This is a genomic window from Curtobacterium sp. PhB190, from assembly GCF_004365385.1.
Classification (GTDB): Bacteria; Actinomycetota; Actinomycetes; order Actinomycetales; family Microbacteriaceae; genus Curtobacterium.
The window spans coordinates 12,510-35,843 of the sequence record NZ_SODN01000010.1 but is presented as its reverse complement, the minus strand read 5'-3'; the positions used below and the strand labels follow the sequence as shown (position 1 = coordinate 35,843).

Annotated in this window: 24 protein-coding genes and 1 tRNA gene; 17 read left to right on the top strand and 8 right to left on the bottom strand. The window is 71.0% G+C overall.

The window, feature by feature from the left end; genetic code table 11:
* Positions 1-174 precede the first annotated feature (174 nt).
* The gene (locus EDF47_RS16230) at positions 175-423 is read right to left on the bottom strand and encodes a WhiB family transcriptional regulator (protein ID WP_017888820.1); all 249 of its coding nucleotides are present in this window, start codon (positions 421-423) and stop codon (positions 175-177) included.
* Between the two features lie 260 nt (positions 424-683).
* Between EDF47_RS16230 and EDF47_RS16225 the strand changes: the two genes are divergently transcribed.
* The gene (locus EDF47_RS16225) at positions 684-1,106 is read left to right on the top strand and encodes a hypothetical protein (RefSeq protein ID WP_111085962.1); all 423 of its coding nucleotides are present in this window, start codon (positions 684-686) and stop codon (positions 1,104-1,106) included.
* 73 nt (positions 1,107-1,179) lie between these two features.
* Here EDF47_RS16225 and bcp read toward each other — a convergent pair whose 3' ends face one another.
* Positions 1,180-1,650 (bottom strand): thioredoxin-dependent thiol peroxidase, encoded by a 471-nt coding sequence (gene bcp, locus EDF47_RS16220; protein WP_123672221.1) that lies wholly within the window; start codon positions 1,648-1,650, stop codon positions 1,180-1,182.
* 93 nt (positions 1,651-1,743) lie between these two features.
* Here bcp and EDF47_RS16215 point away from each other — a divergent pair.
* A tRNA-Lys gene (locus EDF47_RS16215) sits at positions 1,744-1,819 on the top strand.
* A gap of 103 nt (positions 1,820-1,922) precedes the next feature.
* Here the strand turns inward: EDF47_RS16215 and EDF47_RS16210 are convergent.
* Positions 1,923-2,579, bottom strand: a complete 657-nt coding sequence (locus tag EDF47_RS16210) for a YigZ family protein (protein WP_132100179.1) — start codon at positions 2,577-2,579, stop codon at positions 1,923-1,925.
* A gap of 70 nt (positions 2,580-2,649) precedes the next feature.
* On the opposite strand from EDF47_RS16210, the gene EDF47_RS19955 reads away from it, so the two are divergent.
* The 8 genes from EDF47_RS19955 to EDF47_RS16175 all read left to right on the top strand — a co-directional run bounded on the left by EDF47_RS19955 (position 2,650) and on the right by EDF47_RS16175 (position 8,576).
* Positions 2,650-3,090, top strand: a complete 441-nt coding sequence (locus EDF47_RS19955) for a hypothetical protein (RefSeq protein ID WP_159573933.1) — start codon at positions 2,650-2,652, stop codon at positions 3,088-3,090.
* The gene (locus EDF47_RS19950; RefSeq protein ID WP_111085958.1) at positions 3,087-3,548 is read left to right on the top strand and encodes an ImmA/IrrE family metallo-endopeptidase; all 462 of its coding nucleotides are present in this window, start codon (positions 3,087-3,089) and stop codon (positions 3,546-3,548) included. Before EDF47_RS19955 ends, EDF47_RS19950 begins: the two co-directional genes overlap by 4 nt.
* Positions 3,545-4,471: a hypothetical protein gene (locus EDF47_RS16200; RefSeq protein WP_132100139.1), complete on the top strand. Its 927-nt coding sequence runs from the start codon at positions 3,545-3,547 to the stop codon at positions 4,469-4,471. The genes EDF47_RS19950 and EDF47_RS16200 overlap by 4 nt, the downstream gene beginning before the upstream one ends.
* 140 nt (positions 4,472-4,611) lie before the next feature.
* Positions 4,612-4,824: a hypothetical protein gene (locus EDF47_RS16195; RefSeq protein ID WP_123938741.1), complete on the top strand. Its 213-nt coding sequence runs from the start codon at positions 4,612-4,614 to the stop codon at positions 4,822-4,824.
* An 82-nt stretch (positions 4,825-4,906) separates the two neighbouring features.
* A complete protein-coding gene (locus tag EDF47_RS16190; protein WP_123938742.1) occupies positions 4,907-5,584 on the top strand; it encodes a response regulator transcription factor in 678 nt (225 codons plus the stop codon).
* A 34-nt stretch (positions 5,585-5,618) separates the two neighbouring features.
* Positions 5,619-6,935: a HAMP domain-containing sensor histidine kinase gene (locus EDF47_RS16185; protein WP_207906681.1), complete on the top strand. Its 1,317-nt coding sequence runs from the start codon at positions 5,619-5,621 to the stop codon at positions 6,933-6,935.
* Between the two features lie 48 nt (positions 6,936-6,983).
* A complete protein-coding gene (locus tag EDF47_RS16180) occupies positions 6,984-7,628 on the top strand; it encodes a PepSY domain-containing protein (RefSeq protein ID WP_132100141.1) in 645 nt (214 codons plus the stop codon).
* Between the two features lie 108 nt (positions 7,629-7,736).
* Entirely contained in the window at positions 7,737-8,576 is an 840-nt protein-coding gene (locus tag EDF47_RS16175) for a VOC family protein (protein WP_133938887.1), read from the top strand.
* 19 nt (positions 8,577-8,595) lie between these two features.
* On the opposite strand, the gene EDF47_RS16170 is transcribed toward EDF47_RS16175, so the two are convergent.
* Together EDF47_RS16170 and EDF47_RS16165 are read right to left on the bottom strand one after the other, a co-directional pair.
* Positions 8,596-8,913: a hypothetical protein gene (locus tag EDF47_RS16170; RefSeq protein WP_131881479.1), complete on the bottom strand. Its 318-nt coding sequence runs from the start codon at positions 8,911-8,913 to the stop codon at positions 8,596-8,598.
* A gap of 70 nt (positions 8,914-8,983) precedes the next feature.
* The gene (locus EDF47_RS16165) at positions 8,984-10,546 is read right to left on the bottom strand and encodes an amino acid permease (RefSeq protein ID WP_132100142.1); all 1,563 of its coding nucleotides are present in this window, start codon (positions 10,544-10,546) and stop codon (positions 8,984-8,986) included.
* Positions 10,547-10,976: 430 nt separating this feature from the next.
* Here EDF47_RS16165 and EDF47_RS16160 point away from each other — a divergent pair, with 430 nt between their 5' ends.
* The 4 genes from EDF47_RS16160 (at position 10,977) to EDF47_RS16145 (ending at position 15,602) form a co-directional block, all read left to right on the top strand.
* Positions 10,977-12,344, top strand: a complete 1,368-nt coding sequence (locus EDF47_RS16160) for a glycine betaine/L-proline ABC transporter ATP-binding protein (protein WP_216834478.1) — start codon at positions 10,977-10,979, stop codon at positions 12,342-12,344.
* Complete coding sequence (locus tag EDF47_RS16155) at positions 12,341-13,282, top strand: ABC transporter permease subunit (protein WP_132100143.1); 942 nt, start codon at positions 12,341-12,343, stop codon at positions 13,280-13,282. Before EDF47_RS16160 ends, EDF47_RS16155 begins: the two co-directional genes overlap by 4 nt.
* A 131-nt stretch (positions 13,283-13,413) precedes the next feature.
* A complete protein-coding gene (locus EDF47_RS16150; protein WP_123292260.1) occupies positions 13,414-14,328 on the top strand; it encodes a glycine betaine ABC transporter substrate-binding protein in 915 nt (304 codons plus the stop codon).
* A 110-nt stretch (positions 14,329-14,438) separates the two neighbouring features.
* Positions 14,439-15,602: a mechanosensitive ion channel domain-containing protein gene (locus EDF47_RS16145; RefSeq protein ID WP_133938885.1), complete on the top strand. Its 1,164-nt coding sequence runs from the start codon at positions 14,439-14,441 to the stop codon at positions 15,600-15,602.
* 163 nt (positions 15,603-15,765) lie between these two features.
* Here the strand turns inward: EDF47_RS16145 and EDF47_RS16140 are convergent, their stop codons facing one another.
* Positions 15,766-15,957 (bottom strand): hypothetical protein, encoded by a 192-nt coding sequence (locus EDF47_RS16140; RefSeq protein ID WP_111085947.1) that lies wholly within the window; start codon positions 15,955-15,957, stop codon positions 15,766-15,768.
* 93 nt (positions 15,958-16,050) lie between these two features.
* On the opposite strand from EDF47_RS16140, the gene EDF47_RS16135 reads away from it, so the two are divergent.
* The gene (locus EDF47_RS16135; protein WP_133938883.1) at positions 16,051-17,202 is read left to right on the top strand and encodes an SLC13 family permease; all 1,152 of its coding nucleotides are present in this window, start codon (positions 16,051-16,053) and stop codon (positions 17,200-17,202) included.
* A 43-nt stretch (positions 17,203-17,245) separates the two neighbouring features.
* On the opposite strand, the gene EDF47_RS16130 is transcribed toward EDF47_RS16135, so the two are convergent.
* A complete protein-coding gene (locus tag EDF47_RS16130; RefSeq protein WP_123292263.1) occupies positions 17,246-18,217 on the bottom strand; it encodes a magnesium transporter CorA family protein in 972 nt (323 codons plus the stop codon).
* A gap of 68 nt (positions 18,218-18,285) precedes the next feature.
* Positions 18,286-20,775: a hypothetical protein gene (locus tag EDF47_RS16125; protein ID WP_133938881.1), complete on the bottom strand. Its 2,490-nt coding sequence runs from the start codon at positions 20,773-20,775 to the stop codon at positions 18,286-18,288.
* 135 nt (positions 20,776-20,910) lie between these two features.
* Here EDF47_RS16125 and otsA point away from each other — a divergent pair, with 135 nt between their 5' ends.
* Positions 20,911-22,503, top strand: coding sequence for an alpha,alpha-trehalose-phosphate synthase (UDP-forming) (gene otsA / locus EDF47_RS16120; RefSeq protein WP_123292265.1), 1,593 nt, complete (start codon positions 20,911-20,913; stop codon positions 22,501-22,503).
* Entirely contained in the window at positions 22,496-23,278 is a 783-nt protein-coding gene (otsB, locus tag EDF47_RS16115) for a trehalose-phosphatase (RefSeq protein WP_111085942.1), read from the top strand. Before otsA ends, otsB begins: the two co-directional genes overlap by 8 nt.
* The last annotated feature ends 56 nt before the right edge of the window (positions 23,279-23,334 follow it).

Genomic DNA, 23,334 nt, shown 5'->3' with positions numbered 1-23,334 from the left:
CGATCGCGCGTGTTGTGGAACCTCGACGGTCGGCGCGCGGCGAGTTGTGGAACCCCGAGGACCAGCGCACGGCGTGCCGCCCCGCCCCGCGCCCCGCGCCCCGCGCGCACGACGACGCCCGCCGCCCCCGGAGGGACGACGGGCGTCGGTGTGTCCTGCGGGAACCGGCCCGGGTCAGGAAGCGCGGCGGGCGCGGGCGGCGCGGCGCTTCAGCGCACGACGCTCGTCCTCGCTGAGGCCACCCCAGACACCGGAGTCCTGGTTGTTCTCGAGGGCGTACTGCAGGCACATCTCGGTGACCGTGCAGCGTGCACAGACCGACTTGGCCTTCTCGATCTGATCGACGGCGGGCCCGGTGTTCCCGACGGGGAAGAAGAGCTCGGGGTCCGCGGTGAGGCAAGCTGCCTTGTCACGCCAGTCCATGTGTGGTGCTCCTTGATGTCGATGCTCGAACGGCAGGCCGGGGCCGGGGTTCGGGGGATCGGAACGCTGACCATGCATGAGGCATGAGGGGACAACTGTGGGGAGGAGTCCGCTGGAAGCGAGTCTGACGCCCGCGTGACGCTCGGGGGAGGAGCGACGAACCACGGGAGACGCACACCACATCGTGCCGTCCAAACGACCTCGAATATCGTTCCATACTGGTAGGGGCAAATCAAGGGTTCCGATGCTGGAGGATCACTGTGCACGATGACGACCCGACCGCGGTCGACCGTCCTGAGCGACGCTCACGCGCGCTGATCGGCCTGCTGGTGGTGGTCGGCCTCGAGTTCGCGGCGCTCGTCGTGGTCACGGTCGTCCTGGTCGTCGAGCTGATCGTCGCGCCGGCGTCGAGCCTGGCGTCCGGGATCGCCCTGACGATCCTGTCGGCCGTCGCGGCGCTCTGGCTCGGTGCGCTCCTGAACGGCCTGTGGAAGCGTCGCGCCTGGGTGCGCTCGGGGATCATCGTCTGGCAGGTCCTGCAGGGTGCGATCGCGATCGGCGCGTTCCAGGGTGTCTTCCGCGAGCCGGCGGTCGGCTGGGTCCTGCTGATCCCCGCACTGCTCGGCATCACGTTCGTGCTGTCGCGGTCGGTGACGGCCGCGCTCGCGCGTCCCGTGGAGTGAACGCGACCGACAGACGGACGGGAGGCGCGGTGCCAGCTGGCACCGCGCCTCCCGTCTCGCTGTGGTCCGGTCCTCAGACCAGGCCGAGCTTCTTCCGCAGGCTCGCCACGTGTCCGGTCGCCTTGACGTTGTAGAGCGGCAGCTGCACGCTGCCGTCCTCGTCGACCACGATCGTGGAGCGGATCGTGCCGGTGACGATCTTGCCGTAGTTGTTCTTCTCGCCCCATGCGGCGTAGGCCTTGTGCACCGCCAGGTCGGGGTCACTCAGCAGCGGGAACGTGAGTGCCTGCTCGTGCTGGAAGGTCTTGAGCTTCGCCTGCTCGTCCTTCGAGACGCCGAGGACCTCGTAGCCGGCTGCCTGCAGCGACGACATGTTGTCGCGGAAGTCGCAGGCCTCGGTGGTGCAACCGGGGGTGGACGCGGCCGGGTAGAAGTACACGATGACCTTCTTGCCCCGCAGTGCGGCGAGCGAGTGTTCGACGCCGTCCTGGTCCGGCAGCGTGAAGTCGGGGGCGGTGTCGCCGGCGGCGAGACGGTCGGTCATGGTGCTCCTGTTCGCTTGGTGCCCACGAGTGGTCGTGAGCGCGCAGAACCCATGCTATTGTTGATTCCCGTTGCGGCACGGAAGCCGGAACATGCACCTCTAGCTCAATTGGCAGAGCAACTGACTCTTAATCAGTGGGTTCTCGGTTCAAGTCCGAGGGGGTGCACCACAACCACGAAGGCCCCGACTCATCGAGTCGGGGCCTTCGTGCGTTCCGGGAGTGTGTACGCGTTCCGAGCGGGACACGCCCGAGGTACTTCCGGCGGTCGGATTCAGTCGGCGGCGACGTCGACGATCCGTTCCGGGCCGACGACGAGGTCGACGGCGCCGGCGGAGGCCGATGCGAGGTCGGCGGTCAGGGTCCCGAGCGCCTCGGCGGGCACCCAGACCTCGAACGTCGCCGTACGCCCGTAGGTCGTCGCACCGAGCGTCGCGTGGTGGTGCCGGACCCAGTCGCGCAGGACGTTGTCGAGCCGGCCGGCCTCGGCGTGCGGGGCGTCGAAGTGCACCTGCGTGAGCGCCTCGCGCCGGACGAGCGCGGCGGTGTCGAGGGCCTCGGAGACCGAGGTCGAGTAGGCGCGGACGAGTCCGCCGGCGCCGAGCTTCACGCCGCCGAAGTAGCGCGTCACGACGGCGACCACGTCGGTGAGGTCGCGGCGGCGGAGCACCTCGAGCATCGGTACGCCCGCCGTGCCCGACGGTTCTCCGTCGTCCGACGACCGGGCCTGGTCGCCGAGCGTGCCGGTGACCATCGCGGTGCAGTTGTGCCGGGCGTCCCAGCGGCGGCGTTTCACCTCGGCGATGACCCGCTCGGCGTCCGCGACGTCCGACACGGGGGCGACCGTGGTGATGAACCGCGACTTCGTGATGACGATCTCGTGCTCGACCGGGTCGGCGATCGTCGCGGGGAAGCTGCGGGCCATGCCCACGAGGCTAACGGCGTGCACCGTGTCCGCCGCGCTACGATGTCGTGCACGCACGGCTGGGGAGGAGTCCGACATGGAGACCGGTGATCCGAGGGGCGGGGTCCTGGACGCCGCCGAACTCGCACGGCGCATCAACCTGCTGCTCGACTTCGAGGAGTCCCAGCGCGGTGCTCCGGTGCCGTTCGCCTCGATCGAGGAGTACGTCGCCGCCCACGGCGGTTCGCTCTCGCGGGCGAAGTGGACCTACATGCTCTCCGGCGACGGCCGACGCAACCGCGACACCGAGCTCCTGCGGCTGCTCGCGGGGTTCTTCGAGGTCGACGAGCGCTTCCTGCTCGAGGACAGCGACGTCCCCGAGCGCATCGGCGCCCAGCTCGCCCTCGTCCGCTCCCTGCGTTCCGCCCGCGTGAGCGGGTTCGCTGCACGCACCTTCCCCGGCGAGCTCTCACCCGAGGCGCTGCGGCGCATCGCCGAGGTGCTCGAGGAGGAATCACAGCGCGGGAGCGTGGCGTGACCGACCCGCTGCTCGAGTCCTTCTGGGCACGCGGTGCGGTCGAGGGGTGGTCCGACGTCGACCAGGCCGTCGCAGCCGCAGCCGTCGTCGTGGACAAGCCCATCGTCGTCCGCGAAGAGGCGTTCCTGGCGACGGAACCCGTGTGCGGCTTCGTCGCGACGCTCGAGCACGCCCACCTGATCATGATCTCGCCGACCGCGTCGCCGACCTTCCGGGCGTTCGTCATCGGCCACGAGCTCGGCCACGTCCTGCACCGGCACCAGGAGCACGCGCCCCAGTCGGCCTACATCCGCGACGTCATCCCGGACCTGCCCGAGTACAAGGTCGAGCGGGCGCTGGCGCGGGGGATGTTCTCGAACGCGTACGAACACGAGGCCGAGGTCTTCGCCGACGCACTCGCGACGCTCATCCGGCGACACCGCGGCCGCCCGAGCGCCTTCCGCGGGGTCTTCGGGTGATCGTCGCCGTCGTCCAGGCGGTGCTGCTCATCGCCGGGACGATCGCGCTCTTCGTCCTGCAACGCGGGCAGGACCGCACCCTGGCGGTGACCTTCCTGCTGTTCGCCGGCACCATCGTCACGAACGTCGACCCGCTGTACCGGTGGCTCGACCCACTGCTCGGTGGCTTCAACGTGGTCACCGTGGTCAGCGACTGCCTGATGGTCGCCGGCACGAGCACGCTGCTCTGGGGCGTGGCGAAGGCGGTCGGGGCAGCGCGGCCGTGGCTCCGGAACGCGATCGTGGCGTCGTGCGCCGCGGTGGTGGTCGTGGTGGTCGTCGCCTTCTCGGTGCTGGACAAGCCCGCCACCACGACGACGTTCATGCTCGACGCCGGGTCGCACCCGGCCGCGACCGTCTACTCGATCGCGCAGACGGTGTACCTCGGGGTGGCGCTCGGCGCGACGGGCCTCATCTGCGTCCTCCGCCTGCGCGAGGCCCGGACGACGACGGACCTGGTCGGGCTGTGGGTCCTGGTGCTCGGCGGCGTGCTGGGGGTCGTCCGGATGGTCGTCGTCGTGGTCATGGACCTGGCGCACGTCACGGGGGACCTCGACCGGATGCGCTCCCTCGCGCTGCCGTACGACGTCACGACGCCCGGCGCCGTGATCTGCGTCTCGACGGGGATGCTGCTGCTCGTCGTCGGACACCGGGTCTCGCGACGTCGACACACCCGGCGGGTCGACGCGGCGCTGCGGCGTCTCGCGCCGCTGCACGAGCGGATCGGTGCCGACAACGCCTACCCGTCGACCGAGGACCCCGCGACGCGGTTGAGCCGCGCGATCGTCGAGGTCAACGACGGGCTCCGGCGGACGCGTACGCCGTTGACCGATGCCGAGCGAGCCGTCCTCGCCGAGGCCGAGTCGGCGCTCGACTCCGCGTAGCCCGAAGGGGTGACTCGACGGTCTCCCGACGCCCGTGTAGGGTTTGTAGCAAGTGCTACAGATCCTGTGGCTCGTCGGTGGGACTCGGCCGCGTTGGGGGCGGCCGAGCACCACCGACACTCGTTGTCTAGACTCGGACGGTGCTCGTCTTCGCCGCAGTCGTCCTGTTCATCGGTGCCGTCTTCAACGTCGTCACCTGGCCGCGCTTCTTCCAGCGCGTCGCGAAGGACACCCGCGCGCGTGACGCCGCGGGCAAGCCGACGACGTTCTACACGGTGCACCTCGTGCTGCTGCTCATCGCGCTCGCGATCGCCGTGGCCGCGGTCGTCGCCGGGGTCCTGCTGCTGGTCTGAGCCATTCGCCGATCGCCGATCGCCGATCGCCGTCGGGCGTCGCTTCAGCGCTGCTTCAGGGCGGCACGGCAGGATCGTCGCCATGCGTGTCCTGGTGGTCGATGACGAGGTGCGGCTCGCCGACGGCGTCCGTCGCGGCCTCGAGGCCGAGGGGTGGGCGGTCGACGTCGCCCACGACGGCGTCGACGGCCTGTGGCACGCCCGCGAGTTCCGCTACGACGCGATCGTCCTCGACCTGATGATGCCGGGGATGAGCGGATGGGCGGTCTGCGCCCAGCTCCGGGCCGACCAGGACTGGACGCCGGTGCTCATGCTCACCGCCAAGGACGGCGAGTGGGACCAGGTCGAGGCCCTCGACGCCGGCGCCGACGACTACGTCACGAAGCCCTTCTCGCACCCGGTCCTCGTCGCCCGGCTGCGCGCGCTCGTCCGCCGCGGTGCTCGGGAACGCCCGGCGGTGCTGACCCTCGGCGACCTGGTCGTCGACCCGGCCGCACGGACCGTGGCGCGTGCCGGGACCCCCGTCGACCTGACGAGCCGGGAGTTCGCGGTGCTCGAGTACCTCGCGCGGCGCTCCGGGCAGGTGTGCTCGAAGCGCGAGGTGATCGAGAACGTCTGGGACGTCGACTTCGAGGGTGACCCGAACATCGTCGAGGTGTACGTCGGGCACCTCCGACGCAAGCTCGACCGGCCGTTCGGACGGACGTCACTCGAGACCGTCCGCGGTGCGGGCTACCGACTGGCGGCCGACGGTGGCTGACCGGGGGACGGGGCGCACGCGCCGCTTCCGGTCCGTGCGCGCGCGGACCACGCTCGGCGCCGGCGTGGTCGTGCTCGCCGCCCTGGTCGTCGGTGCCGTGGGGTTCGTCGTGGTGCTCCGCCTGGTGCTGCTCGACGGGGTGCGGACGTCCGCCGAGGCCGGACTCGAACAGGTGTCGTCACGGGTCGAGTCCGACGGTGCCGGTGCGGTGACCGACTACGAGGACGTCCTGGTACAGGTGGTCGGTGCCGGCGGCTCGGTCCTCGCACACGGTGAGGACGCCGACGCTCCGGCCCTGTCGACCGCCGACGAGTCCCGGTGGTCGCACGACGGCGAACGCTGGCTGCTCGTCGCCGACGACGTCGACCTGCCCGGTGGGGGTGAGGCGACCCTGGTGTACGGCGTCTCCCTCGAGCAGACCGAGACCGCCATCCGGACCGCCGTGGTGCTCCTCGCCGTCGGGGTGCCGGTCCTCGTCCTCGTGCTCGGGATCGTGACCTGGTCCGTGACCGGGCGGTCGTTGCGTCCGGTGGAACGGATGCGCACCGAGGTCGAGACGATCCGTGCCGCGCAGCCCGATGCCCGCGTGGTCGTGCCGGACACCGGCGACGAGATCGCCCGGCTCGCGACCACCATGAACGCCATGCTCGACCGGCTCGACCGATCCGCGGTGGGGCAGCGGCAGTTCGTGTCCGACGCCTCGCACGAGCTGCGGTCGCCGATCGCGTCGCTCCGCCAGCACGCCGAGGTCGCCGTCGCGTACCCGGGCCGGACGGACGTGGCCGAGTTCTCCGACGTCGTGCGGTCCGAGGCCGTGCGCCTGCAGGACCTCGTCACCGGGCTGCTCGAGCTGTCGCGGCTCGACGAGGGCGGCGCGGGTGTCCGTCGTCCCGTGGACCTCGACGACCTCGCACTCGACGCCGTCGCGCGGACGCGGGCCCGGGTGCCGGGTGGTTCGACCGGTGACCGTGCGATCCGGGTCGACGGCTCGGGGATCTCCGCCGCACGCGTGCTCGGCGACGAACGGCTGCTCACCGGCGTGGTCCGGAACCTCGTCGACAACGCCGTCCGGCACGCGACGTCACGCGTCGCGGTGGCCCTGGTCGAGCAGGACGGCGCCGCGGTGCTGACCGTGGACGACGACGGCTCCGGGATCCCGGCGGCCGAGCGCGACCGGGTGTTCGAGCGGTTCGTCCGGCTCGACGAGGCCCGCAGCCGCGACGCCGGTGGTGCCGGCCTCGGTCTGGCGATCGTGCGGGACGCCGTCCGGGCGCACGGCGGCGAGGCGACGGTGGCGGACTCGCCGCTCGGCGGGGCGCGGTTCGTCGTGCGCATCGCACTCGGCGGCTGAACAGGCGGCTTCAGGTCTGCTTCAGCACCCCGACGACATGCTCGTCCCATGACCTTCCGCACCCAGCTCCAGAAGCCCTCCGCCCGCCGCGTCGCCGCCCTCGCCGCCCTGCCCGTCGTGGCCGCGCTCGCCCTCACCGGCTGCTCCACCGACGGGTCGTCCGACTCGGCGGCGTCGTCCTCGAACGGATCGGCCGCGACGGGCGCCACCACCGGCACGTCGGGTGGCGCGTCCGCGACCGCCGCCTCGGCCACGTCGAACGACGCCCTGCTCGCCGCCGTCGCGACCGCACGCGGGAGCGTCGGCTCCGGCACCGTCATCTCGGTCGAGCAGGAGCAGCGTGGCAGCGCGTACGAGGTCCTCGTCGTGACGAAGGACGGCACCGAGCACGAGGTGCACACCGACGCCGCCGGCACCGGGGTGACCGGTACCCCGCAGACCGAGACCGCGGACGCCGACGACCGTGCCGAGCACGACCGGTTCGTCGCAGCGGCCGACGTCGACGTCAGCAAGGCCGTCAGCGCCTTCGAGGACCTGCACGCCGGTGCGATCACCGAGCTCGGCCTCGACGACCACCTCGGCAAGGTGGTCTGGGAGGGTGACGTCGTCGACGGGTCCGGCACCAAGCACAGCGTCCGGATCGACGCCGGTTCGGGCGACGTCGTCACCGACCAGGTCGACACCGACGACTGACCCGACGACTGACCCGACGAACGACCCGACGACCGACCCGGCCGACGTCGGCGGTCAGCGGTAGACCTGGGGCATCCGACCTGGGCGTCGGCGACCCCGGGAGACACCATGACGGACCAGACCCCTCGCACCTACCCGCAGGGCGTGCCGAGCTGGATCGACGGACGACACCCGGACCCCGACGCCGCGCAAGCGTTCTACGGCGGTCTGTTCGGCTGGGACTTCGAGGAGCGCCTGCCGCCCGGAGCCCCCGGCTCGTACCGGATCGTGAGCATCGACGGGCGCGAGGTCGGCGCGATCGCCTCGGGTGACGAGCCCGCGTCGTGGACGACGTACATCGCCGTGGACGACGCCGACGTGGGGGCCGCTCGGGTCGTCGAGCTCGGTGGCACCGCCGCTCCGGCGGAGGACGCCGGGCCGGGTGGCGCCGCGGGCCGCAGCGTCGACTGCGTCGATCCGCGCGGTGCGGCGTTCGGACTCTGGCAGGCGCGCGAGCGGCTCGGGTCGCAGCACATCAACGCCCCCGGCGGCTGGGTCTTCAGCGACCTCCGCTCGACCGAGCCGGAGCAGGCGATCTCGTTCTACGAGCAGCTGTTCGGCTGGCGGGTCTCCGGCATCGAGGAGGGCCCGAGCGCCATGGTCCGGCTCCCCGGCTACGGGGACCACCTCGCGGACACCTCCGACCCCGACATCCGCGAACGGCAGGTCGGCGCACCGGAGGGCTTCGCGGACGTCATCGGCGCCCTCGCCCGACTCGACGACGGGCCGGACGACTGGCACGTGTCGTTCAGCGTGGCGGACCGTGACGCCGCCGCCGCACGGGCCGAGGAGCTCGGCGGCGCCGTACTCGGCACCTGGCAGGGTCCGTGGACGCGTGCGGCCGAGCTGCGGGACCCGCAGGGCGCGACGTTCCGCGTCACGCAGTTCGCCCCGGAGGGCGACGCCTGAGCGCAGCGCCCGTGGATCGTCAGCCGGTGGTGAGCGGCGGTCCGAGCACCTTCTGGATCGCCAGCGCGGCGAGCTGCTCGTCCGAGGTGTCGAGCAGCACGCGGAATGTCTCCGGCTCCGTGACGAACTCGACGCAGACGGCGTCCTCGTCGCACGGGCCGAGGCGCCATCCCGACACCGCGTCCATCGGCACGGAGACCCGCGCCTCGCGCTCGTAGTCGGTCTCGGCCTCGAGGCGGTCGGGGAACACCCGGAGGTGTCCGTACGCGCCTCGCCAGCTGAGCCGGAGATCGAGGGTGGGTGGGACTGACGCAGGGGAGACAGAGCGGTCCGGCACCCGCCGATCGTACCGACGGGAGCCGGACCCACTGCACTCGGCGCGCGATGTGCTGCGCTCCGGGGACAGATCAGACGGTGTCGTCGGACCCCTTCTGCTCGTCGCCGTCCTCGCCGTCGCGACGGACCTGGTTCGCCGGGTCGCGGACACCGATCGGGTACGGACCGGTGACGCCCTGTCGGAGCGACGCGATGCGCAGGATGCGGTCGCGCTGCAGGAACCAGCCGACGATGAGCAGCGGGATGACGATCACGAGGGACGCGATCGTGTAGGTGCCGACCGGGTAGTCGATCGCCATCAGCACGATGACCGACGCCAGGAACGCCAGGGTGAGCCAGGCGGTCACCGGGGCACCCGGCAGCTTGAACGACGGCTCCTTCGCCAGTCCCTGCTTCGCCCAGGACCGGAGCCGCATCTGGCAGAGGATGATCGTGCCCCACGCGGTGATGATGCCGAGGCTCGCGATGTTCAGCGCGATCTCGAACGCCTGGCTCGGGACGAAGTAGTTGAGGACGACCCCGGCGACCGTGAAGCCGGCGGTGAGCAGGATGCCGGCGTACGGCACACCGCCCTTCGACATCTTGGTGGTCCACTTCGGCGCCGAGCCGTTCATGCCCATCGAGTGCAGGGCGCGACCGGTCGAGTACAGGCCGGCGTTGAGCGACGACAGTGCCGCCGTGAGCACGACGAAGTTCATGATGCCGCCGACGATCGACCCCACCTGCGGGTTGCCGAGCGACGAGAAGAACGTCACGAACGGGCTCTCGCCCTCCTTGTACGCGGTGTACGGCAGGAGGAGCGAGAGCAGGATGATCGACCCGACGTAGAAGACCGCGATGCGGAACACGACGGAGTTGATAGCGCGGGGGATGACCTTCTCGGTGTTCTGCGTCTCACCGGACGCGGTGCCGACGAGCTCGATGGCCGCGTACGCGAACACGACACCCTGGATCACGATGACCGCGGGGAGCAGCCCGTTCGGGAACAGCCCGCCGTTGTCCCCCCAGATCGAGAAGCCCGTGCGGACGGCTTCGCCGCCGGCCTCGACCGGGAACGCGAAGACGAGCCAGATGATCGCGACGACGAGGAACGCGACGAGTGCCGCGACCTTGATGAGCGCGAACCAGAACTCGAGTTCGCCGAACACCTTGACCGCGACCATGTTGGCGGCGAGCACGACGACCAGGGCGATCAACGCGAGGAGCCACTGCGGTGCGGCGGTGAACGCGGACCAATACTGCAGGTAGATGGCGACGGCGGTGGTGTCGACGATCGAGGTCATCGCCCAGTTCAGGAAGTACATCCAGCCGGCGGCGTAGGCGAACTTCTCGCCGTAGAACTCACGCGCGTAGGAGATGAACGACCCCGACGACGGACGGTGCAGCACGAGCTCGCCGAGGGCGCGCAGGATGAAGAACGCGAAGATGCCGCAGATCAGGTAGGTCAGCGCGAGCGCGGGGCCCGCGGTGTGGAGTCGTCCACCCGCACCGAGGAAGAGTCCGGTACCGATGGCCCCACCGATCGCGATCATCTGCAGCTGCCGGGGCTTCAGACCGTGCTGGTAGCCCTCTTGCTCGTGCGAGAAGTCGTTCGCCGGAGCACGGTTCACGCCCGTGTCGTTCTGCGCTGTCATGCGCGCCAACCTACATGCGCACGGAACCGGGGCGGCACACAAACCTCCGAACGAGCTGATCTGTAACGAGACGGTCACGATCGTGATCCCCATGTGCGTGGGCGACACGCCGACGACGGGGTACAGCGATGCCGGGATTCCGGCGGACGTCGATTGTGATCGGGGGACAGGAAGCCGTTAGGTTTGAACGTCCCCACAGGCCCGACGGCCGGGGGCACGACGACCAGAACGCGTCCGCGGCCAGCAGCGCCGTGACCGTACGGTCGGCCGGACCGGGACCGCCCCGAGCGTGGTCCCTGCGTGCGTGTTCGCTCGCCCTGCGCCGTTGCGCGGGCTGACGTGGGCCGTGCGCGCCGTCCCGGGCGACCCGTTCGCAACCACACCGTCACCGCACGTGCGCTCCGGCGCCGCGGCGACGCGAGGAGTCCAGTTGTCCATTGCCCCATCCGAGATCCGGCACGACACGTCGCCGGACGGCACGGGCGCCGCGCTCAGTGTGCGCGGTGTCTACAAGGTGTTCGGCCGCCGACCCGGCGACGCCGTCCGCCGCCTCGCCGCCGGCGCCACCCGCGACGAGGTCCGCGAGCAGGGATCCGCCGCGGTCATCGACGCGTCCTTCGACGTCCGCCCCGGCGAGATCTTCGTCGTCATGGGACTGTCCGGCTCCGGCAAGTCGACCCTCATCCGGATGCTCAACGGCCTGCTCGAGCCCAGCGCCGGCAGCGTCGAGATCGGCGGGCGCACGGTCACCAAGGCGAGCGCCAAGGAGATCCGCGAGATCCGTCGGTCGAGCGTGTCGATGGTGTTCCAGCACTTCGCCCTGCTGCCGCACCGCACCGTGCTCGAGAACGTCGCGTACGGCCTCGAGGTGAACGGTGTCGACAAGACCACTCGGCTCGCGAAGGCCCGTGAGGTCATCGACCTGGTCGGCCTGGACGTCTGGGCCGATGCGAAGCCCGACGAGCTGTCCGGCGGCATGCAGCAGCGCGTCGGCATCGCCCGCGCCCTCGCCGCCGAGACCGACGTCCTGCTGATGGACGAGGCGTTCAGCGCGCTCGACCCGCTCATCCGCCGTGAGATGCAGGAGCAGCTCGTCGACCTGCAGCAGCGGCTCGGCAAGACCATCGTCTTCATCACGCACGACCTCAACGAGGCGATGTTCCTCGGTGACCGGATCGCCGTGATGCGCGACGGCCGGATCGTGCAGATCGGGTCGCCGGAGGACATCCTCACCGACCCGGCGAACGACTACGTCGCCCAGTTCGTGCAGGACGTCGACCGCGCCCGTGTGCTCACCGCCGCGAGCGTCATGGAACCGGCGCGCGCGGTCGTCCCGTCGACGGCGGGCCCACGTGGCGCGCTCCGGGTGATGCGCGACCTGCAGACCGCAGCGGTGTTCGTCACCGGGCGTGGTCGCACGCTCGACGGATGGGTCCGCGATCGCCACGTGATGCGACAGGTCAAGGCCGGCGACACGAACCTCGACGCCATCGTGAACACCGAGTACGCCCGGGTCTCACCCGACACCGCGCTCACCGATCTGTTCGAGCTCGCCGTGGAGTCGCCCCTGCCGATCGCCGTGGTCGACGACGAGGACCGCCTGCTCGGCGTCGTGCCGCGGGTCACACTGCTCGCAGCGCTCGGCAACGTGCCGACCGCGACCATGCCGATCCCGGTGCTCGAGCCGGTCACGCGCATCTCGGATTCGGATCTCGACGCGACCCTGGCCACCGGGGAACAGCCCGTCGTGAGCGATCCGACCATCATCTCGACCGACCGCACAGGAGCCGACGCATGACCACTCTCTTCGGATTCCGACTGCCGCTCGGCGACGCGGTCGACGCGATCGTCGAGTGGATCACGACCTACCTCGGTGGCGTCTTCGACGTCATCGCCGCGATCTTCACGTTCTTCTACGAGTGGATCGAGTACTTCCTCACGACGCCGCCGTTCTGGGCCGTGATCGTCGTGCTCGTCGCCGTGGCCTTCTGGGCGAAGGGCTGGAAGCTCGCGCTCGGCACCCTGGTCGGCCTGGCTGTCATCGTGAGCATCGGCGAGTGGAGCTACGCGATGGAGTCGCTCGCCCTCGTCGTCGTCGCCGCCGGTATCGCCGTGGTGCTCAGTCTGCCGCTGGGCGTCTGGGCGGCGCGCTCCGACGCAGCGAGCCGGACGATCAAGCCGGTCCTCGACTTCATGCAGACGACCCCGGCGTTCGTGTACCTGATCCCCGCGCTCATCCTGTTCGGCATCGGGCCGGTGCCGGGCATCGTCGCGACGATCGTCTTCGCGATGGCGCCGGGCGTCCGCCTCACCGAGCTCGGTATCCGCGGCGTCAGCTCCGAGGTCGTCGAAGCCGGTGCTGCGTTCGGCTCGAGCCCGTGGCGGATCCTCCGTCAGATCCAGCTGCCGCTCGCTCGTCCGAGCATCATGGCCGGCGTCAACCAGGTCATCATGCTCTCGCTGTCCATGGTCGTCATCGCGGGCATGGTCGGCGCCGGGGGACTCGGCGGCCAGATCGTCGCCGCCCTGAACCGCATCGACGTCGGTCTGGGCTCCGAGGCAGGCATCTCGGTCGTGATCCTCGCGATCGTGCTGGACCGGATGACCGCAGCGTTCGGTGGCGACCGCAAGAAGCGCGCTCCGAGCCGGACGACGGCGGCCACCGCGCCCACCGGCGACGACGACCAGGAGTCGGCGACCCAGCAGGCGGAGCAGCCCGTGCCGGTCGGCGCCTGACGGCTGGAGCGCCGTCGCGCACCCGGTCGACCAGATCATCCAGACCCCACAGACCGCACGGTGACAGCACGCCGTGTCGACGACGCCGAACCCGGTCCGCCGGTGCCGAGCGTCGAACCAGGAAGGAAACCATGAACACCCGAACCAAGATCCTGTCGGCCATCGGACTCGGTGCCGCCGCGGCCCTCGCGCTCAGCGCCTGCTCGCCGCCCGGCTCGAGCAACGCGTCCGACACGGTGGACAACGGCGACAAGCAGGCGATGAAGATGGTCGTCTTCAACGGCTGGGACGAGGACACCGCAGCAAGCGAGCTCTGGAAGTACGTCCTCGAGAAGAAGGGGTACGACGTCGAGCTCGACTACGCGGACCCCGCGCCGGCGTACCAGGGGCTGGCTCAGGGCGACTACGACGCCGTGCTCGACACCTGGCTGCCGAACACGCACAAGGCGTACATGGACAAGTACGGCGACGACCTCGAGGACCTCGGGTCGTGGAACGACCAGGCGTCGCTCGAACTCACCGTGAACGCGGACGCTCCGATCGACTCGCTCGCCGACCTCGCCGCGCACAAGGACGACTTCGGCGGACGGATCGTGGGCATCGAGCCCGGCGCGGGCGAGACGAAGATCGTCAAGGAGAAGGTCATGAAGGCCTACGGGCTCGACGACTGGGAGCTCGTCACGAGCTCGACGCCGGCGATGCTGTCCGAGCTGAAGAAGTCCGAGAAGGACGGCAAGGACATCGTCGTCACCCTCTGGCGTCCGCACTGGGCCTACAACGCCTTCGACGTGAAGGACCTCGAGGACCCGAAGAACGCCCTCGGCGACAACGAGAGCATCCACACGATCGTGAACGAGGACTTCGGCGACGACTTCCCGCAAGCGCAGAAGTGGCTGCAGGCGTTCAAGATGGACTCCGACACGCTCTACTCGCTCGAGGACGCGCTCGTGAACAGCGGCGCGGACCAGTCCGAGTACCAGTCGATCGTCGAGAAGTGGGTTGCCGACAACGAGGACTACGTGGACTCGCTCACCGCGAGCAAGTAGCGGTTCCGGTCGGACAGGAGGCCCGGTGCGCGTCGTGCGCACCGGGCCTCGGCCGCGTCCTGGGCCGGTTTTCTGAACGACGCCTGTCGTTTCGTTGCTTGCATGGAGGGATGGACATCCTCCTCCGACTCCTGGTCGCGATCGGGTTCGCCCTCCTCATCACCGCCGTCGCCGCGGTCGTCCTGCACCTGGTGCTGCGGACGGTCGCGCGACGGGAACGGTGGGCCGGCGTGCTCTCGCGCCGGGCGAAGCACCCCTTCCGCACCACCCTGCTCGTGGTCCTGCTCTGGATCGCGTTCACCTCGAGCGTCCCGCGCGACGCCGACGCGTACCCGTGGCGCGACGAGGTCGTGCACGGGTTCCTCATCGCCACGATCGCGGTGGGCTGCTGGCTGGCGTGCCAGATCGCGATCTTCCTCGAGGACCTCGGCCTGCACCGGTTCCGCATCGACGTCCCCGACAACCGGCAGGCCCGCCGCATCCGCACGCAGGTCCTCATCATCCGGCGGCTCACCGTCGCCGTGCTCGTCATCATCGCCGTCGGCGCGATCCTGCTCACCTTCGACGGGGTCGAGGCGGCGGGCGCGAGCGTGCTCGCGAGCGCCGGACTCATCTCGGTCGTCGCGGGTCTGGCGGCGCAGTCGACGCTCGGCAACGTCTTCGCGGGCATGCAGCTCGCGTTCTCCGGGTCGATCCGCGTCGACGACGTCGTCGTGGTCGAGCAGCAGTGGGGACGGATCGAGGAGATCACCCTGACCTACGTGGTCGTGCACCTGTGGGACGACCGGCGCTTCGTGCTGCCGTCGACGTACTTCACGAGCACGCCGTTCGAGAACTGGACGCGCACGAACAGCGAACTGCTCGGTGCCGTCGAGATGGACCTGGACTGGCGGGTCCGGCCGGGGGAGATGCGCCAGGAACTCGACCGGATCCTCGACCGCACCGAGCTGTGGGACCGCCGCGTCAAGGTGCTGCAGGTCACCGACGCCGTGCAGGGGTCCGTGCGGGTGCGGGTCCTCGCGACGTCGCACGACGCCCCGTCGCTGTTCGACCTGCGCTGCTACATCCGCGAGGAACTCGTCGAGTGGATCCAGCGCACCCACCCCGACGCCCTGCCGGTCCAGCGCGTGCTCATGGTCGACGAGACGGCGCCGCGGCGACGCACGGCGTCGACCGCTGCCGACTCGGCGCTGTTCGCGCCGGGGCAGGAGGACCGCGCGGCGCTCTTCACCGGTCCGATCCAGACGTCCGACATCCCGCCTGCGGAGCGCTGACGGGAGGGTCCTCCGCTGCGGAACCAGGTTCCGGACACAGCACCGCGGGATCGCGTGGTTCCGTGTCCGGAACCACGTGCCGTGGACGGGACTGACGACGGACGGGAGGCCCGTGGCGGATCCGCCACGGGCCTCCCGTCCGTCGTGTGGTCGCGATCGCGACCTACGGCTGGCGCGCCTTGACGGCGCGGTCGTCCTCGACCACCGTGCCGATCGCCACGATCGTGGTCGCGATCCACGCGACCCACGTCAGGGCGAGCCGCCAGTCGCGGGGTCCCTGGCGGGTGGTCTGGAGCACGCTGTAGCCGCTGATGAGCGAACTCCACACCGCACCGTTGAACATGAACTTGCGCACAGAGGCCTCCTGTCGTCGTGCTGCCAACGCTACCGGTCAGTACATTGGAGCGCCGCCGGACACCCTGCCCGGCGCACTCGTGGAGGAGCGCCCGTGCGTCAGGCCGTCATCGGAGCAGTGCTGCTCGTCATCGGCGCGGTGTGCGTCGCGCTCGGCCTGCTGCCGCTCGACGACCTCGGGGTCCTGGCCGAGCGGGTCCTGCCCGTCCTCGGGTTCGTCCTCGGGCTGACGATCGTCGCCGAGCTCGCTGCGGACGCCGGGGTGTTCGACCGACTCGCCGACGTCGCGGCACGTGTCGGCGGCGGACGCACCATCGGGCTGTGGGGTGCGGTCGTGGTCCTCGCCGTGCTCTGCACCGTGTTCCTCTCGATCGACACGACCGCGGTGCTGCTCACCCCGATCGTGATCTCACTGGCGCGCCGGGTCGGGCTGCCGCCGATGCCGTTCGCGCTCACCACCGTCTGGCTCGCGAACACCGCGTCCCTGCTGCTGCCGGTGTCGAACCTGACGAACCTGCTCGCCGTCGACCGGATGGGCCTCGGCGGCCCGCTGCCCTTCGCCGGGCTGATGGCCTGGCCGGCCGTCGCCGGGGTCGTCGTGCCGTGCGCCGTCCTGCTCGTGGTGTTCCGCGGCAAGCTCTTCGGGCGCTACACGCCGGTGTCGGTGCGGCGTCCGTCCGCCCCGGTGTCGTTCTGGGCGGCGTCCGGTGTGCTCGTCGCGCTCGTCGTGGCGCTGACCGCCGGGGTGACGGTCTGGATCGCCGCCGTGGCCGGTGCCCTCGTGCTCGTCGTCGTCGCGGCGTTCCGGTCGCCCGCCGAGCTCCGGCCGTCGCGGGTGCCGTGGTCGACGCTGCTGTTCGCCGCCGGGCTCTTCGTCGTGGTCGAGACCCTGCACAGCACCGGGCTCACCGACCCGATCGTGCGGGCGCTCGGCGACGGCACCGGGACCGGACCGCTCCTGCTGCTCGGCGCCGGGGGAGCGGTGGCGGCGAACGCGATCGACAACCTGCCCGCGTACCTGGTGCTCGAGCCCGCTGCCGGTCACGAGGCCGTGCGGTACGCGGCGCTCCTCATCGGCGTGAACGCCGGGTGCCTGGTGACGCCGTGGGCCTCCCTCGCCACCCTGCTGTGGCACGCACGGCTGTCGGCCGAGGGCGTGCACCTGTCGTGGGGCAGGTACATGCTGCTCGGGTGCATCGCGGCGCCGCTCACCGTGGTCGCCGGGGTGCTCGCGCTCGCGATCTGACGCGGGGCCGCTGGGGTGCTCGCGCTCCGACGCGCGGTCGCGGTCAGAGCCAGTCGCGGGCCTTGAAGACGCGGTAGAGCACGAGCGACGACGCGACGATGAGCGCGAGCGAGACGTACAACCCGCTCCACGCACCCTCGCCCGGGAACGTCACGTTCTGCCCGAAGAAGCCGGTGATGGCGGTGGGGATCGCGATGATCGCGGCCCAGCTCGTCACCTTCTTCATCACGGTGTTCTGCCGGTTCGACGCCAGGTTGAGGTTCGTGTCGAGGACACTCGAGACGGCGTCGCGCAGTTGCTCGACGGAGTCCGAGATCGACACCAGGTGGTCCTCGACGTCGCGGAAGTAGGGCCGGATGCCGTCCGAGATCGTCTCCGCGTCGCCGTGCAGCAGCGACGCGACGCTGTCGCGGGTCGGGACGACGAGCCGCCGCAGCACGCCGAGGGCCTTGCGGAGGCGGAACGACCGGCGTTGGATCTGCTGTTCGCGGGCGTTGCCCCGCTCGAACAGGTCGTCCTCGAGGTCGTCGATCCGTCGCTCGATGTCCTCCACGGTCTCGGTGGCGTGGTCGACGACGGCGTCGAGCAGCGCCCAGACGAGCCACGGCACACCGTGCTCGGCCACGTCGGCGTTCGCGTCGAGCCGGTGCTCCATCGCGGCGGTGTCGACGTCGGCCCCGTGGATGGTGACGAGGGCGTGCTCGGTGACGAACGCCTTCACCTCGTGGGTGACGAGCTCACCGTCCTCGCCGAGACCGCCGACGTCGTAGACCACGAGGAACAGGCTGTCGCGGTACCGGTCGAGCTTCGGGCGCTGGCCCTGCTCGACGGCGTCCTCGACGGCGAGGGCGTGGATGCCGAGCTCCTGTTCGACCTGCACGAGGTCGTCGTGCACGGGGTCGGTGTAGTCGACCCAGACGAAGGTGTCCGCGTCGGCGACGAGGTCCGAGACCCGGTCGACCGGGAAGTCCCGTTCCGCCGCGTCGCCGTTCCGCCACGCCCGTGTCCTGACCATGCGCGTCAGCCTAGTGAGACGGCCGGCCCGGGGATCCCAGGCCGGCCGTCGTCGCGTTCGGTGGTGCGTCAGTAGGCGGAGACGAGCTTCCCGTCCTCGACCTTCAGGTACTGGTACACATCGAAGCTGTCCTCGCCGTGCTCCTCGTCCCCGAAGTACGAGGTGTAGTCGTACTCGACGACACCGTCCTTCGTGCTCTGCACCATGACCGTGCCCGAACCGGAGGCCTCGACCTCGACCTCGGGCATCGTCGTGACGTCGTAGCGCACGGCACCATCAGCGTCGTACGGGCCGTACCAGGGGCACCCGCTCAGCGCGCTGAGGTCGGTCTTCGTGGCGCAGTCGTCGATCAGGTCGGTCACGTACTGCTCGGCGTCCTGCTGCAGCGCCTTCGTGGCGGTGGGGGTGAAGTCGACGTACCCGGACGACGTCGCGCCGACCGACACCTGCTCGGTGCCGCCGGTGAAGTACTTCGTCCCGCCGACCTGCACCTCGTAGGTGCCGGGGTAGGCGAGCGAGGTGAACCGGCCGTCGCTGATCTCACCGATCTCCTTGCCGCCGACCGTGACCGGGGCGCCCTCGAGCACCTCGGACGCGGTCAGGGTGACGGTCTGGGCGAGCGGCTCGGTGACGCGCCACTCGTCCTTCACCAGGAACGAGGTGCCGGTGCGCCGGAGGCTGACCTGGCCGGAGCGGTTCTTGCCGTCCTGGGTGTAGCTGACGGTGGCGAGGGCGCTGTCTCCGCTCGTCGAGACGCGGCCGACGCGGATGTCCGACGGGCGGTCCTTCGCGCTCTTCAGCACCGCGGTGTCGAGCATGGCGGCGTCGGACGGCACCTCGCTGAGTCGGGCGGCGGTGTCGGCGTCGCCGCTCGCGATGGCCTGCACGTAGGACTTCACGGTCGGAGCCGGCCCCCACACGTTGGCACGGAGCACACCGGTGGTGACGGCTCCCGCGATGACGACGACGACCACGGCGCCGCCGGCGATGAGCGAGCGGACCAGGACCTTCTTGGCGCGCGGCGACATCGGAGCGGGCGTGGGAGCGCCGCCGCCGACGAAGGGCTGTTCCGGCTGACCGGGGTGGCCGACGCCGGGCGTCGCCGCCCACGCTGCTGCCGCCGGGTCGCCCGCGGGCGCCGCCGACGGGGACGCCGGGTCGGCCGACGGGAACGCAGGGTCGGCCGGCGGGAACGCCGGAGTCGCTGCCGGGAAGGTCGGTGCGGCCGCCGGGCGCTGGTCCGCTCCGACGAGGCGCGAGGTCCGCAGCACGACGCCACCGCCGAGGCGGGGGAGCAGCACGGGCGCGAGGTACCGTGCCACGGCCTCGATCGCGCCGCCCCACAGCGCGAACACGAGCGGCGTCCACGGTGCGATCCCGATCGAACCGGTCCCGCTGACGGCGCTGATGCCCGTCGCCTGGTAGGACACCAGGCCGGTGCCGAGCACGAAGAGCAGGAGCCCGAGGGCGAACCAGACGACCGGGGTCACGACCCAGTCCAGCGTGGTGCGGAACCGGTCGTTGCGGCGGACAGCGAGTGCGAGGCCCGCGACGACCGAGGTCACGACGACGAGCAGGACGACGAGCCAGGTCCAGCCGCCGGCGCCGCCGAAGACCGACGCCGTGCTGCCCGCCGACCCGAAGCCGGACAGCCCGACGCCGCCGAGGAAGCCGAGGGCGGTGAGGCCGACCGCGACGTTGCCGACGAGCACCGGCAGCGCTGCGCCCCACGAGGGCTGTGCGACCAGGGCGACGACGATGACGACGACCGTCACCAGCACGACGAGCACCGTGAGCTGCGACGCCGCGACGCGCAGCGTGCCGAGGACGCGACCGGCGAACACGTTCCGGCCGAGCAGGGCCGACGGGCGTGCGAGCACCGCGGCGAGTGCGCCGATCACGAAGGCGCCGAGGGTGCTGCCGAGGCCGACCGCGTGCACGGGGTCGATGGAGGCGCCGGAGACGGCGGGGAACCGGATGGCGAGGATGCCCGCGGCGGCGTTGGTCAGCACCGTGGTCACCAGCCCGGACAGGACGGCGGTCAGCAGGATCGGGGTGCGCCCGAGGCCGCGGGTGCGGATGCGACGGGTGAGCACGACGGCCAGCACGACCTGCGCGGCGAGCACGAGCACCGGGACGACCGCGAGTGCGCCCGACCCCGACCCGAGGAAGCCGATCGAGCCGGACAGGTGCAGACGGCCGAGGTCGGCGAGAGCGACGAGCTGGGCGGGGGTGCCGAGCAGGACGCTGACCCCGGACAGCAGCGACTGGACGTCGGGGGTGCTCCCGGCGCCGAGGTCGGTCCCGGTGCCGGTCGACCCCGACCCGAAGGAACCGGATCCCGATCCGCCCGCTGCCAGCACGGCGACCGTGAGGAGCAGTGAGATCGCAGCGACCACGTACGCGGCGACCCAGCCGCCGACGGCGGCGAGCACGGCGGCCAGCCAGTCACGGCCGGACACGGACCGCAGCAGGCGACCGAACGCATCCGACGACTGCGGGCCGGGCTGCCCCGGCGGGACGGGCGGGACGGGCGGGTTCGGCGGGTTCTCGCTCATGGCTGGTGGGTCCTCTCCGACCGGGAGGCCGATGCCGCACGCCAGCACCCGTGTCCCCCCGACACGCACCCGCAGCGTACCGGAACCCGCCGATCCGCCGTGAATCCGCTGTCCGGGCGCTGGTAGGTTCCCACCGTGTCTGCGCCTTCTCGTTCCTCCACCAAGTACGCCTTCGTCGTCGCCTCGAACCGCCTGCCGGTGGACCGGGTCGTCGACCAGGACGGCAACGAGGGGTGGCGGCACTCGCCCGGTGGCCTCGTCACCGCCCTCGAGCCCGTGATGCGCGCGAACGACGGGGCCTGGGTCGGCTGGGTCGGCCAGCCCGAGGTCGAGGTCGAGCCGTTCGACAACGAGGGCATCCACATCGTGCCGGTGCCGTTGTCCGACGACGACGTCGAGGAGTACTACGAGGGCTTCAGCAACGACACCCTCTGGCCGCTCTACCACGACGTCATCGAGCACCCGAGCTACCACCGCGACTGGTGGAACGCGTACAAGCGCGTCAACGAGCGCTTCGCCGCCCAGATCGCCGAGATCACCGAGCAGGACGGCATCGTCTGGGTGCAGGACTACCAGCTGCAGCTCGTGCCGGCACTGCTCCGGGCCAAGCGTCCCGACCTGACGATCGGCTTCTTCAACCACATCCCGTTCCCGCCGGTCGGCATCTACGCCCAGCTGCCCTGGCGCGCGCAGATCCTGGACGGCCTGCTCGGCGCCGACGTCATCGGCTTCCAGCGCCACGACGACGCGAGCGACTTCCTCCGCGCGGTACGTCACATCAAGGGCTACACGACGAAGGGCCAGACGATCGACGTCCCCGTCGACGACCCGGACGCACCGCGCAGCCGCAAGGGGATCACGGTCCGCCACGTCGAGGCCCGGCACTTCCCGATCTCGATCGACGCCGAGGCCTTCGAGGACATCGCGCGCCGTCCCGAGGTGCAGGAGCGTGCCCGCGAGATCCGCGAGAGCCTCGGCAACCCGAAGACGGTGCTGCTCGGGGTCGACCGTCTCGACTACACCAAGGGCATCCGGCACCGCATCAAGGCCTTCGGCGAGCTCGTCGAGGACGGCCGCATCAAGGTCGAGGACGCCGCCCTCATCCAGGTCGCGAGCCCGAGCCGCGAGCGCGTCGACACCTACGCCACGCTCCGCGACGAGATCGAGCTGAGCGTCGGCCGCATCAACGGCGACCTCGGGGTCATCGGCCACCAGCCGATCTCGTACCTGCACCACGGGTACCCGCGCGAGGAGATGGTGGCGCTCTACCTGGCCGCCGACATCATGCTCGTCACCGCGCTGCGGGACGGCATGAACCTCGTCGCGAAGGAGTACGTCGCGGCCCGCTTCGACAGCGACGGGGTGCTCATCCTGTCCGAGTTCGCCGGTGCCGCCGACGAACTGAAGCAGGCCGTCATCGTCAACCCGCACGACATCGGCGCGCTGAAGGACAGCATCGAGCGCGCGATCGAGATGCCGCGCCGCGAGCGCTCGACACGCATGCGTGCGCTCCGGAAGCGGGTGCGCGACAACGACGTGGCGCGCTGGTCGCGCTCGTTCCTCGAGGCGCTCGACCGGCACGCGCCGCGGAACGCCCAGCTCGACCCGTCCGCCACCGACCCGGCGGACCGACACCGTGAGGCGCAGACCGACAACATGTCGATCTTCGACCAGGACGCCCAGTCCGCCAGGGCTGCCGAGGACACCCGGGAGGCACGTGATGACTGAGACCACCACCGACCAGACCGCCATCGACACGGCTCTCGAGACGCTCGCGGCTGCGCCGCGACTCATCGTCGCCCTCGACTTCGACGGCACGCTCGCGCCGTTCGCCGACGAGCCGTCGCAGGTCGGCGCCCTGCCGGGCTCGTGGGCAGCGGTCCTGACCCTGCACCGTGCGAAGGACACCGAGGTCGTGCTCGTCTCCGGTCGCCCGCTCGGCAGTCTCGCGGCCGTGTCGCACGCGCCGCAGGACATGGCGCTGGTCGGGTCGCACGGTGTCGAGTGGCGCGTGGACGGCCACGACGAGGCCGCCCTGACCGACGACGAGGTCGCCCGGGTCGCACGCATCGGTGCGGCGCTCGACGAGGTCGGCGCGCGGTACCCGGGCGTCGTCATCGAGCACAAGCCGGCCGGTCACGGCGTGCACACCCGTCGCGTGAGCGCCGAGGTCGCCGCGCAGGCGAACGCCGACGCGAGCCGTGCGGCGCACGAGGCCGATGCCGACGTGCTCGAGCGTGGCGGCAAGGACATCGTCGAGTTCGCCGTCCGGCACGTCACGAAGGGTGACGCGATCGCCCGGCTGCGCGAGCTCCACGGTGCCGACGCGGTGTTCTTCGCCGGTGACGACGTCACCGACGAGGACGGCTTCCGCGTGCTCGGGGACGGCGACGTCGGCGTGAAGGTGGGCCCGGGGGAGACCCGTGCCGGGTACCGCATCGCGGACCCGGCGGCCCTGACCGGCGTCCTGAAGCAGCTCGCGCGCCTGCGTGCGACGCGCTGACAGGGTGATCCGGGCCTCCCGTCCGCCACGCGGAAGCATGCGAACGCATGAAGGTG

Coding starts and splice junctions, on each gene's coding strand:
- EDF47_RS16230 (WP_017888820.1), bottom strand. CDS start 423: ATGGACTGGCGTGACAAGGCAGCTTGCCTCACCGCGGACCCCGAGCTC.
- bcp (WP_123672221.1), bottom strand. CDS start 1,650: ATGACCGACCGTCTCGCCGCCGGCGACACCGCCCCCGACTTCACGCTG.
- EDF47_RS19955 (WP_159573933.1), top strand. CDS start 2,650: ATGGAGACCGGTGATCCGAGGGGCGGGGTCCTGGACGCCGCCGAACTC.
- EDF47_RS16190 (WP_123938742.1), top strand. CDS start 4,907: ATGCGTGTCCTGGTGGTCGATGACGAGGTGCGGCTCGCCGACGGCGTC.
- EDF47_RS16180 (WP_132100141.1), top strand. CDS start 6,984: ATGACCTTCCGCACCCAGCTCCAGAAGCCCTCCGCCCGCCGCGTCGCC.
- EDF47_RS16175 (WP_133938887.1), top strand. CDS start 7,737: ATGACGGACCAGACCCCTCGCACCTACCCGCAGGGCGTGCCGAGCTGG.
- EDF47_RS16165 (WP_132100142.1), bottom strand. CDS start 10,546: ATGACAGCGCAGAACGACACGGGCGTGAACCGTGCTCCGGCGAACGAC.
- EDF47_RS16155 (WP_132100143.1), top strand. CDS start 12,341: ATGACCACTCTCTTCGGATTCCGACTGCCGCTCGGCGACGCGGTCGAC.
- EDF47_RS16150 (WP_123292260.1), top strand. CDS start 13,414: ATGAACACCCGAACCAAGATCCTGTCGGCCATCGGACTCGGTGCCGCC.
- EDF47_RS16145 (WP_133938885.1), top strand. CDS start 14,439: ATGGACATCCTCCTCCGACTCCTGGTCGCGATCGGGTTCGCCCTCCTC.
- EDF47_RS16130 (WP_123292263.1), bottom strand. CDS start 18,217: ATGGTCAGGACACGGGCGTGGCGGAACGGCGACGCGGCGGAACGGGAC.
- EDF47_RS16125 (WP_133938881.1), bottom strand. CDS start 20,775: ATGAGCGAGAACCCGCCGAACCCGCCCGTCCCGCCCGTCCCGCCGGGG.
- otsB (WP_111085942.1), top strand. CDS start 22,496: ATGACTGAGACCACCACCGACCAGACCGCCATCGACACGGCTCTCGAG.